We start from the raw sequence: 12,358 nt of genomic DNA, 5'->3' as shown, positions 1-12,358 counted from the left end.
TCCACATCCAAAGAATTAACTATGGACCAGCTCTTTTTCGCTTAGACCAAGCGTCTGCGCTGTTGACGTATGAATTTCGTGTAGAAGATCTGGATTTTCCATTAGTGACTCGCCATAAGAAGGAATCATTTCTTTGATTTTCGGTTCCCACTCTTCAATATGATGCGGGAAGCATTTTTTGATGACCTCAAGCATAACGTGAACCGCAGTAGAGGCACCAGGAGAAGCTCCTAATAATGCTGCAATCGATCCATCAGCGGCAGTTATCACTTCTGTACCAAATTGAAGCGTTCCTTTACCACCTGCCTCTGTATCTTTAATGACTTGTACACGTTGGCCTGCTACCACTAAATCCCAATCTTCGCTTTTCGCGTTCGGGATAAACTCACGTAATTCTTCCAAGCGCTGTTCTTTTGATAGCATAACTTGCTGAATCAGGTATTTTGTCAATGACATCTCTTTTGCGCCTGCGGCTAACATAGTTAAGAGATTATTCGGTTTTACGGAAGTTACTAAATCGAACATTGAACCAGTTTTTAAGAACTTTGGTGAGAAACCAGCAAATGGTCCAAATAGCAGAGATTTTTTATTTTCGATATATCTTGTGTCAAGATGCGGAACAGACATTGGCGGTGCACCAACCTTAGCTTTTCCGTATACTTTTGCCTGATGCTGCGCTACAACCTCGGGATTATTACACACCATAAAGAAACCGCTTACTGGGAATCCACCAATATGTTTACTTTCAGGAATACCCGATTTTTGTAGTAAATGCAAGCTTCCACCTCCGCCTCCGATAAAGACGAATTTTGCTGAATGGTGTTCTACGTTACCGCTATCAAGATTCTTCACTTTCAATTCCCACGAGCCATCGCTAGTACGTTTCATATTTTCAACACTATGATTGTATTTGATATCGACATTTTTCCTCTTTGAGTGATCAAACAACATACGTGTTAAAGCACCGAAGTTGACATCCGTTCCAGAGTCTATCTTTGTTGCTGCAATAGCCTCATTTGATGGACGGTCCTGCATAATAAGCGGCATCCATTCCTTCAGTTTTACTGGATCTTCGGAAAATTCCATCCCTTTGAACAGCGGATTTTTAGACATCGCCTCAAAACGTTTCTTTAAAAAAGCTACATTTTCTTCCCCTTGTACCATACTCATATGAGGCAATGACTTGATAAAGTCTTGTGGATTTTCAATCAGTTTGCTATTTTGCAAATAAGACCAAAACTGCATTGAAACTTGAAACTGTTCATTAATTTTTATAGCTTTACTAATATCTACAGATCCATCCGGTTTCTCAACCGTGTAGTTAAGTTCGCACAGTGCCGCATGCCCCGTTCCCGCATTATTCCATTCGTTAGAGCTTTCCTCTCCTGCGTTTGAGAGCTTCTCAAATACTTTAATATCCCATTCCGGTACTAATTCTTTTAAGATTGTCCCTAAAGTCGCACTCATGATTCCGGCACCAATTAAAATGACGTCTGTTTTAGTTTCTCTGTTGATCATTTTTACCAACCTTTTCCCTAAAATTTGCAGAGAAGATGTGGGCATCACACCAAACTAACGCGCGACCTAGTTGCACACCTTTTCTGTCTCAGTTATAAACATATAATAATGTATTACAATTATTTATAGATTAATATATCTACTATTATATGATAATTATCAGTTAATTAAAAGCTGATAAAAAGTGAAGAGTTCGTCCACAAGGTATAGGAACACACCAAAACATGAGTTTTCATGATTTTATCTTCCAAAAATCCCCTCCACTTACCAATTCAAATATTGTTTGTGAAGGAATGAACTTACACCTACCTGCATATTTAATTGAAGACACATAATGAAAGAAGGATGCTAAGCCATCCATTTATTCTTCAACTCTGGAACTCGTTAGCATTTTTATGAACGTTAATTATCGAGTCTTTTAAAAAATAGAACCCCTCAGTATGATGAGATTATACACAAACAACAGCACTCATCTAAAGGAGGAAGCTCTAATATGCAGCAAGACAAACAAAATCCATTTTATTGAAAGAATATAATCAATCTAATTTACTAGATATTTAATTCTGACAAGAAAGGTTCATTCATTTTTTCAAGAGTTGCTCTCACATACTCACCAATGTTAACTCCTTCTTTCATTTTGCCAAGCGCAGTCAACAATTCCCATTCAACTAATTGATCTGAATGATCAACAATCATTTTGCAACGCTCAAAACGTTTTTCCATAAATGTCTTTAGTGTTTCTTGAACACTAAGATTTTGCTTCAGAATATCTGCTAATACAATCACATCTTCAACTGCAATAGCAGCTCCCTGACCTAGATGTGGAGCCGTACCATGTGCAGCATCACCGACAAGTAAAACATTTCCTTTATACCACGGGCTCGGCATAAGGTGCGTAAATATCGGGCGATAGACAACTTGGGCAGGATTAACTATACATTTGGCAGCATCAGCAATAACACCTCCAAATTCGGAGATCCGATTCTGTAAAAGGACATGTAATTGATCATTAGGAAACTTAGGGTTATCTGGTTCACTTGTGGTCACTAGTAGATACATTTCGTCCTCAGACATCGGAACCAATCCTGCCTTAGCCGCTTTTCCATAATAGAAAAGGCCTTTATCAAGTTCTTCAGGGCGGGGAAGTTTGTATCTCCATACTCCTTGTCCGCTATATCGTTGTTCGATTTCCGCAAACATCATTTTGCGTACCTTAGAATTGATGCCATCTGAACCAAGTACTAAATCGTAGTTTTCAGAAACTCCATTGCTTAGTACTACGGATACACCATTTGGTATGTTAGTCATCTCTATAATCGTTGTACCCATATATATTTTTGTTCCGATTGATTGTACAGTATCAAACAGTAAATTTTGTAATTTCCTTCTTGAGATTCCGTTTACTCCTGGATACCCTTCGATGGAAGGAGAAGGTGCATTAAACAAGAAGTGCCCTTGACCATTATAATAATCAAATCCTGGAAAAGAAGTGCCCTGTTCCAAACAAGCATCAGCCAAACCGATCTCATTAAGTGCTCTAAGAGCCTTAGGTGGTTGAATAATCCCTACTCCATACACATTCCAATCTACTTCCTTTTCAGCAATCTCTGCTTTAATCCCTATTTTATTTAGGGCAATAGCTGCTGATAACCCGCTAATACCCCCGCCTACAATAAGGACCTTTTTTACGTATTGATTTGTCATGCTAGGACCTCCTCAATAAAATATTGAAGTGCTTGATTCTTGAAACACTCATCGATTCCCTATGGGCTAAGCAGGTTGATTCTCTACTCAAAAAAAAGTATAAAGTGCATGATTTTACTCGTTTCGAAAATTAAACACCATCCAACAATGGATGGTGCTTAAACTGAATTATCGTTTATTAAATCAAGTAAGTGAAACTATTTTCTTTATCGGTTTGTTGTTTATTTTTCCATGACGGCAAAGTAATTTTCTTCATTATCTGCAAAGTTAAAAACTCTACCCGAAGGCATATTTACAATTTCACCAACCGTGATATTTTTGTTTGATAAGTCATTATGTAATTGAACGAGATTTTCCGAGAAAAACATTAATGAAGGTGTACCCAGATTTAATCCCGGTGACATTTTAGCAACGAACTCTTTATTATGGAGTATGATGCTTGTTTCTCTATCCTTTGTTGGAGCAATTTCAATCCATCTCATTCCTTGACCGTTATTTTCTTCAGAAATGACACTAAATCCTACTTTTTCCGTCCAAAAATTCAATGCCTCATCTTGGTTATTTACATACAACATAATTTGTCCGACTTTGCTAATCATTTATATCACTCCCTTGTCATCTTCTTTGAAATTATAACATTTTTTAACACTATTTTACAATTCGGAATATTGAATAAATGATAAAACAATTAATTATTACTACACTTTACTTTTATTCTGCTTACGCCATAATCCACCTGAACAGGGAGTAAAACCACACGTTTGATAAAAGGTTTTATGTTTTAGGTCATAAGTTAAGTTGATAATTTCTAATCCATACTGTACAGTCTCTTTCATTCTCTTACTAACTCGACACCAATTTTATTAAATCATCAATAAAACCTATTAATAAGAGCAAAGTCGTTTGGTGATTTTGGCTCTTTTTAATAGGTTAGTTAATTGATACGTAGCTCCAGTTCTAGGGAGTTTTTTATTCAGTCCTCAACTATTAATACATAGCCTGTTTCAATTTCCTCACATAAAGAGCTCTAATGATCGTAAAGAAAATAATTTGCACAATTGCATACCCCGAAACCGCTAATAGCGATGAATTGATCGTCGTTTCAAAACCTAATGAAGGACGAAGGAGTTCTACTGTGATCACTGAACCCAATGATGCAATTAATAGTGGTAAGAAAAATAGAACAGAAAGCTGAATAGATGCTGACCGACTCATCTCTCCTTCTGTTAATCCAATCCGAGAAAGTGATTGATACATACGTTGATCTGCCTGTAAGTCACTATACAATTTGAAATATAAGAAACTTATCGAAGCGACAGAAAAAATAGCTGCAATAAATATCCAAACGAATTTTGTAATACTAAACGCTTGTTTAGTCTGTAAGAATTGCAAGGAACGGAAAGTAACATGACCCTCTTCTTCATTTATTTGTGAATTTATTTGAGAACTTGTCTTTACTTCATCTGATCCTTCCTTGGGTAATTCCTTATTCGCCCACTCTGGAATTTGATACAATACTGTATTAAATATATATCCTTCTGTCCTTTGCTTCATACGTTCTAAAAACTTTTCATATTGATCATCGCTCATAACTGTTAAATTACCGTACCAAATATCCGGCATCTCGACTACTTCTTGCTTTTTAACTTTAAAAGAAAAGTCTTCGTAAATCAGTGTTGAAATTGGAAGGAAACCTTTCGTTTCCCTTTCACCAGTAGCTGTATACGTATTAGATATGTTATGAAAAACCACTACCTCATCCTCAGCAAGAACGTCAATCTTCGGAAGGGAATATTCCTTATTTAATTGTTCATATATGGATAAACTTATCGGTCCGAAGCTAATATATGATCCGTCAAAATTAACTGGAGTACTTTCAAATTGAATTTTGTTAAATGCAATATCCTTACTAGCTAATAGTCGATCAATTGTTTTTACATTGTTTTCCCCTTCAGGAGTTGTTGATTCATACTGAATGGGAAAATGGATCTTCATAAAATCTTGTTTGTTTTGATTATCTCCACTCAATACTATACTAATAAACCCAGATGCCATAGCAGTTATTACCGTTATTACGAAGAAAATTCTCGCACTATCTTTAATTTTATAGGCCATCTCAGATAACCATAATAGCGTGACTCCGCGGTAAAAAAACAATTGATTCCTTTTTAGTAAACGAATTGAATACACACTTAATTGAGTGAAAAAGAAGTACGTACCTATTGTCCCCAAACCAAGAATATATAAATACCACCCAATATCTTCTTGCATTAACAAAAAGGCTCCACTAATACAAACAACTGATAGCAAAGACAAGAAAATCGATGCCTTCGGTTCTGTTTTCGGTTTACTCGTCCCTTTCAGCAAGTCCGTTGTTTGTTGTTTACGTAAATAGAGAATCGTCGAAAAGGAAATAATCACAAACAGTGCCGCAAAAGCTCCTGTTGTTAATAAGATTGCTTCCACTGGAAAGTAAAAATTCATCCCTTCTAAATCAGTAATCTCTGTACTTAGTAATAAAAATAGCTTAGAAAATAATAAACCTATTCCTAATCCACTACCAATTGAAAGAGCACCTATCGTTATGTTTTCGATAAACACAATCCGATAGATTTGCGATTGTTCTGCACCTAAAATCTCTAATATACCGAATTCTTTTTGTCTCGCTTTTAAAAAGGTACTGATCGAGTAAAGAACAAAGAAAAAAGAGAAAAAGAAGATAACATACTCTGCCGCTGTCATTCCCGCCTTCACAGACGTCCCAATATCATCCTCCATTAATACCGGATGAAACATAAAGATCGCATACGAAAAGAAAATCGATACTGAAAACGTACTACATAGGAAATAGGCCACATATGCCCTTGCATTTCGGGTTACATTATTCCAGGCAAATTGACTAAATGTCACTTGGGATTCCCCCCTAAAAATGACAATGTGTTAATAATTTCTTGATAAAACGTCTGTTTATTTGCTCCTCTTCGAAGCTCATTATGAAGTTGCCCATCTTTTATAAAAAGAATCCTTTGACAATAACTTGCCGCAACTGGGTCATGTGTTACCAAAAGAGTTGTCATTTTATCATTTTGATTTAGTGAATCAAACATTTGCATAACACTTTGAGAAGAATTCGAATCTAGATTTCCTGTCGGTTCATCAGCAAGAAGTAGTGAAGGCTGATGAATGACTGCACGAGCTACAGCTGCTCGTTGTTTCTGTCCTCCTGATATCTCATAGGTCCGCTTATTTAATATATCCGTGATACCGATCCTTTCAGCTACTTCCGCTACGCGTTTATTCATATCAGATAATTTTAATCGATCAAGTGTTAAAGGCAGGATAATATTTTCCTTTACTGTCAACGTATCAAGCAGATTAAAGTCCTGAAATACTAACCCAAATTCACGACGACGAAATTTTGAAAGATCTTTTTTTGATAATGCCATCGCCTTTTTATTATTTATTAAAATTTCTCCTGAGGTAGGATTATCAATTGTTGAGATTAAGTTCAATAATGTTGTTTTCCCACTACCAGATGGCCCCATAATCCCAACAAATTCACCTTGTTGTATTGAAAAGGAGATATCTGATAACGCTTTGTAGGATACTTTTCCGTTAAAAACTTTACTAACCTGATTTACTTTTACGATTTCCATGTATAATCATTCCCTTCTTTATACATAGCTTACAGTACAAAAAAAGGAGAAACCACTTGCTATCATTACAGTTTTCTTACATCGATGTAAGGTTTCCATCTGGTATAGCAAATGTTAGCCGAATCGTTGTTCCTAACCCATGTGTCGATTCCACCTCGATTGTATGCTTTAGACGGTTACAAACTTCTTTCGCCATATAAAGGCCCATCCCGGTAGATTCACTGTAAAGCCGCCCATTTTCTCCAGTAAAATGCGCATCAAAGATTCTTGGCAGATCCTGTTGCACTATGCCTACACCATGATCCTCTATTTCTAGAACATAGACATAGTCTTGTTTATAGATCCGAATTTCTAATTGACTAGATCCTTTTGAGTAGCGAACAGCATTTGTTAATACTTGCGAAATGATAAAGGACAGCCATTTCCTATCTGTTATTGTAATGAATCCTGTCTCGGCATGAACATCTGGATATAGTTCATTCTTAATAAATAAACGTCGATGGTTGCTGAGCACTTCATTAACTAGTTCAAGTAAATCTGTTTGTTCTAAAAAGAAATCCAATTCAAAGCTTTCAAGCCGGGACATATATAAAACCATATCTAGCCCTTTTTCCAAGTGATCTAGTTGTTCTTGTAGATCAGCAAAAATTGGATCTGGTCGTCCTTTTATATAAAGATTCGCTACAGAAAGTGGTGTTTTCATCTGATGTACCCACTGATTCATAAATAATACATGTTGTTTTTGATGAGATTCAAATTGATGAACCTTGTTCATATAGAGTTGGTATTGCTGCTGCAACAATCGTTCTGTCTGTAAAGCTAAAGGTGATTGCCCTTTGAGTTGGATACTATCGTCTAACACCTTTACAGTTTTGATGTCAGCTAACTGCTTGTAGTAGGAACGATTCTGTAAATAGCGAATGATTAGAAAAAGACCTAATAATACGATTCCTAGTAATAAGATATAAATGAGTAATGACTCCTTTTTATAGCCATCCAACCATATTATTGAAAGTAAAAAAACTAACTGCAGAAGATTAACCACAATGAGCATTAGATGTTCCTTAAAAAAGAGTTTCATTTTTCCTCACCTATCTTAAGTCTGTACCCTACTCCTCGTACCGTCTCAATAGATTGTTCAAGACCTAATGCTTCAAGGCTTTTTCTGAGCCGTGTAACATAGACATTCAACGTATTTTCACCGACATAACGGTGATCATCCCATAACGCATCAAGTAGAAAAACTCGACTAATCACTTGATTTTCATGCTCCATTAATATTCCAAGTAAGATGGTCTCCTTGTAACTAAGTTCGGTCGTAGTACCATTGTAAGAAAGATCCTGTGTGTCCAAATTCAAATTTAAATTTCCTGCTTTTCGAACGATGGCAGTTGCAGCATAATCGCCGTATGCACGACGCAACAAACTTTCGACCTTAGCTAGTACAACCTCGGGATAAAATGGCTTTGTAATATAATCATCCGCTCCATTTTGTAAGGCGATGATTTGATCCATTTTATCAGCACGTGCAGAAATAAAAAGAATCGGACAAGTCGAAACTGTTCGGATCTGCCTACACCAGAAAAAGCCATCGAACTTTGGCAAATTAACATCTAGCAATACTAAATGTGGCTGTATAGTTTGAAACTGTTCAAGTACAGTAGAAAACTCTGTGATGACTTGTACAATATAGTTATATTTCTCAAAATGCTCTTTTAATAACTCCCTAATATCTAGGTCATCTTCAATAATTAAAATAGTATGCATTAAGATTCTCCTTTTTCCTTTTTTCAGAGTTCATTCACTATGAGTACAAGTTAATTAGATGCTTTCATTATAAAGTTATTAGAGTTCAATAAACACCTATATGGACGTGTTCGTCAGAAATAGCTTTAATTTCAGAAGGATAAAGGTCATTTTACACTTCTTTATGACCATTTGTTCAACACATTATGCTTTTATTCATATACGTCCTTTTCCTAATCTAATTTAGGACGAAGAGTACATATTTATCTACTTGAACTTCATAATCTATCAACTTTTGGTAAAAATCTATCATTTGAAAAACTTCGACACCGGATTAGACATCACCACTCACCTTCAACAAGCAAAAAAAGCAAGTACCTATGTATAAAATTATACAGGGTACCTGCTTTTGAAATTAAATAGGCTTTGAAAAAATCCGTAACCGATAACAATTCATTGCACAATCTCCAAGTTGTTGAACAAGATGATAGTTAGCAACCCCGCCGACAACTGCCCCAATTCCAGGGAGGATTTGCATAAGCTTCACGATGTCTATATAATCTCGATACTCTTGCTGAAATACTCGCCAATCTAGATCCTTTACTTCATGTTTTTTGGTCTCCCAATGCTCGACTAACTCAAGGAGTTCTGCTTTATGTGTTTCACCTGAAAATGCTAGCTGAAAAACGTATAAAAGGAATAGTCTTTCCTCGTATTCCTTCGTACTGTATCCATAAATACTGGAAACTTCAAATAAAAATTTCATTTTAATGCTCAAAAACAGAGGAAAGTCAGCTAGTGCAAGAAAAAATCCTCCCGCTCCAGTTGAGGCTCCTTCGACAGCAGCAGTCTTTTTGTATGTTTCAATTGATTTTTTTACTAACTGTTCTCGTTCTAGAAAAGTTAGATCTTCTATTTTTTTAGGCAGTGTTGTTAAGTTAGATCCAACTAATGTAGCCTGAACCATTTTTTTAATACTTTCTGTGATTGTCAGATGTACCTTTTCAGGGATAAACTGATTGATACGAACCTGTGCCTTTTTAGATGTACGTTCTAATAATGATGGTCTTCTCAAAACCTTTTGTTTCCAACGCCTTGCCTCTTCAGCCATTTCAGTTTCGTAAGTCAAATGATTATACACCCTTTTCACTCTTCTTTAATCGATTCTTCATATAAACAAGAACGAATAACCCCACAAACAAAGCACCCATTATTAAGGTAACAATAAATTGATAAATGGTTGAGGTCCATAATGTAACGATCGAGAAAATAATCGCTTGAAAGATGAGCGCATTAAAGATTACCTTTATAAAACCGTCCATCTTCTTTTTCTCTGCATGTGGATAAAGATTTGGCAATTCTAATAATTCATAGTGCTTAAATAAACTCATTATTTGTATTCCAGTTAAAAACGTAAATGCGACAGCAATTACTACGTTTCCGATAAGTTGATTATCGATAACTATTAACAACACACTTCCGATAATCGTTAGCCTTAGGACAATGCCAAAATAGTCTCCTGAGCGAAGGAATGCCCGGATAAATAAATACTGGTATACATTTTCTTGATCGTACTTTACTTGTTTTAATATCCAATCAAGATACTTTCTCCGTTTAGCAATCTTCTTCAATTTTGGAACATCTGTGAACATATTAGCCATTTTATAAAATGATTGTTTTCTTTGATCTTCTTTATTGATTAACTGATCCCACTTAACCGCTTTTGGTAAGACAAGCTTTGAGAAATATAAAGCATAGGCTGTCATAATGAGAAAGACGATTAATGCAAATAGATATTGCTCAGATAGGATAAAAAAGATGACAGAAAAATTGATCGCTAATCGAACGATCAGATCAATCCACTTTGCCGATGGATCTGTTATGTACTCCATTTTCCAACTCACATGTAAATTCCAAAATTTTACAACGAATAAAAAAATTAAACTAATAAGTAGGATTGTCCCATTTGCAGTCGTGACCTTAAAATACAATGGTGTAAACAATATTAGGACAACGATGATCATAAAGCTTTGGGTAATCAAACTATACAAAAATGCCTTTTGAAAATATTTTTTTAGCTTATGTTCCATTGGAAGCAAAAAAACCATGTCAGCCTGTTTTAATAAAGTTCTAACAGTAGAAGTAATCACGATTAATGAGAAGGTTACTGTCATGATTAATACTGCCGGGAAATCGGGAGACAATGTATCTAACCACTTTTGATAAGATAATGCACCTCCTGCTGCTAAAAAAATAAACACGAAAAGAAGGTGGTCATTTAACATATACTTCAGGTAAGACCTTGTTTCATTTATATGATGATTAACTCTTGTCTTCCAAATCTCATCAATGGTTTTCATCTTGATCTTCCTTTGTTAACTGGATATAAAGATCATCAAGTGTTGCATCCTTCATCCCAAACTTCTCCCGTATCTGTACCAATGTTCCCAACGCTTTAATTTCTCCATTATGTAAGATAATAAATGAATCACAATATCTTTCAGCTGTTGCGAGAATATGAGTAGACATAAGAATTGATGAACCTTCCATTTTAACCTTTTCCATCATTTCTAAAAGTGAATTAATAGCAAGTGGATCTAAACCGACAAATGGTTCATCAATAATATATAAAGCAGGTTCAATTAAAAACGCACACATAATCATAACCTTTTGCTTCATTCCTTTTGAGAAATGAGCTGGAAACCACTTTAATCTCTTTTCCATCCGAAATTCTTTTAATAGCGGCTGAAGTCGTATTTCAAATGTTTCTTTATCTAATCCATACGCCATTGCTGTTAATTCTAGATGTTCATACAATGTTAATTCATCATAAAGTATTGGTGTTTCAGGTATAAAGCTAAATTGTGAACGATAAGCAGCAGCGTCATCAGCGAATGTTGTACCATTAATTGAAATTTGGCCTTTATGAGCCTCCATTAAACCAATAATATGTTTAATTGTCGTACTTTTTCCGGCACCATTTAGCCCAATTAATCCAACAATCTTCCCTTTATCTACATCAAAAGAGATATCCTTTAATACTGGATATCGCGTATATCCACCTGTTAAGTGATCTACTTTTAACAACGTCATTTTTTTGGTGTTCTCCTTTTTCTTTTTATCTTATCACAGGACATCCAGAAGTGCTTAATTGAACAATAATAATGGTATCGTTATCTATATTTCAGAAATGGCTGATATCTAAATTTGCTTTTGTTGAGACATTAATGATGAGTATCTCACTAAATAATTGCGCATAAACCTCTCCTTGCTGGACATGATAATTAGTGAGGAAGGGATAGTGTCAAAACAAAAAACCTTACTAATGAGGTGTTTGTTCCAGACAACTATTTTTCTCAAGGGAGTTACTATTCTTAAACCATTGTATGTTAAACACAATTTCGAAATGAGGTGTCTACGGGCCGCTATTCACTGTGGTAGAAGCTCGCATTTAACATCATTTTGCAAATGAGGTGTTTGTTAAAGACAGGTTATCTTTTTTTAGTTAAGCCTTATATAAAAACACTTAACTAGGGGATGGTCGTTTTGGTCGATGGAAAATTAACATCTAATCATAACATGTAAAATTAATGTTAAATGAGGTGTTTATCAAACATAATTATCTTCTCTAAAAGGAAGGAATTTTGTATCCATTTGTTAAATAACAACTCACATTCGAAATGAGGTGTCTACGGGCCGCTATTTAATGTAGTAGAAGCTCGCATTTAACATCA

10 protein-coding genes are annotated in these 12,358 nt (G+C 35.4%); all 10 read right to left on the bottom strand.

The window, feature by feature from the left end; genetic code table 11:
• Positions 1–15 precede the first annotated feature (15 nt).
• Entirely contained in the window at positions 16–1,518 is a 1,503-nt protein-coding gene (locus AC6CHR_RS15895) for a malate:quinone oxidoreductase (protein WP_498249977.1), read from the bottom strand.
• A 549-nt stretch (positions 1,519–2,067) separates the two neighbouring features.
• Entirely contained in the window at positions 2,068–3,222 is a 1,155-nt protein-coding gene (locus AC6CHR_RS15890; RefSeq protein WP_498249976.1) for an FAD-dependent monooxygenase, read from the bottom strand.
• Between the two features lie 221 nt (positions 3,223–3,443).
• Positions 3,444–3,821: a VOC family protein gene (locus tag AC6CHR_RS15885; protein WP_498249975.1), complete on the bottom strand. Its 378-nt coding sequence runs from the start codon at positions 3,819–3,821 to the stop codon at positions 3,444–3,446.
• A 388-nt stretch (positions 3,822–4,209) separates the two neighbouring features.
• Positions 4,210–6,132, bottom strand: coding sequence for an ABC transporter permease (locus tag AC6CHR_RS15880; RefSeq protein WP_498249974.1), 1,923 nt, complete (start codon positions 6,130–6,132; stop codon positions 4,210–4,212).
• Entirely contained in the window at positions 6,129–6,878 is a 750-nt protein-coding gene (locus tag AC6CHR_RS15875; protein WP_498249973.1) for an ABC transporter ATP-binding protein, read from the bottom strand. The genes AC6CHR_RS15880 and AC6CHR_RS15875 overlap by 4 nt, the downstream gene beginning before the upstream one ends.
• A gap of 76 nt (positions 6,879–6,954) precedes the next feature.
• Positions 6,955–7,959, bottom strand: a complete 1,005-nt coding sequence (locus AC6CHR_RS15870) for a sensor histidine kinase (protein ID WP_498249972.1) — start codon at positions 7,957–7,959, stop codon at positions 6,955–6,957.
• Positions 7,956–8,645: a response regulator transcription factor gene (locus AC6CHR_RS15865; RefSeq protein WP_498249971.1), complete on the bottom strand. Its 690-nt coding sequence runs from the start codon at positions 8,643–8,645 to the stop codon at positions 7,956–7,958. Before AC6CHR_RS15865 ends, AC6CHR_RS15870 begins: the two co-directional genes overlap by 4 nt.
• 394 nt (positions 8,646–9,039) lie before the next feature.
• The gene (locus AC6CHR_RS15860) at positions 9,040–9,735 is read right to left on the bottom strand and encodes an EcsC family protein (RefSeq protein WP_498250057.1); all 696 of its coding nucleotides are present in this window, start codon (positions 9,733–9,735) and stop codon (positions 9,040–9,042) included.
• Positions 9,736–9,757: 22 nt separating this feature from the next.
• On the bottom strand, positions 9,758–10,984 hold the full coding sequence (locus AC6CHR_RS15855; protein ID WP_498249970.1) for an ABC transporter permease: 1,227 nt from the start codon (positions 10,982–10,984) through the stop codon (positions 9,758–9,760).
• The gene (locus AC6CHR_RS15850) at positions 10,971–11,717 is read right to left on the bottom strand and encodes an ABC transporter ATP-binding protein (protein ID WP_498249969.1); all 747 of its coding nucleotides are present in this window, start codon (positions 11,715–11,717) and stop codon (positions 10,971–10,973) included. The genes AC6CHR_RS15855 and AC6CHR_RS15850 overlap by 14 nt, the downstream gene beginning before the upstream one ends.
• Positions 11,718–12,358 lie beyond the last annotated feature (641 nt).

The organism is Metabacillus sp. GQ13 (assembly GCF_059758525.1).
The sequence above is the reverse complement of the archived record's forward strand: the minus strand, read 5'-3'. Positions and strand labels throughout refer to the sequence as shown.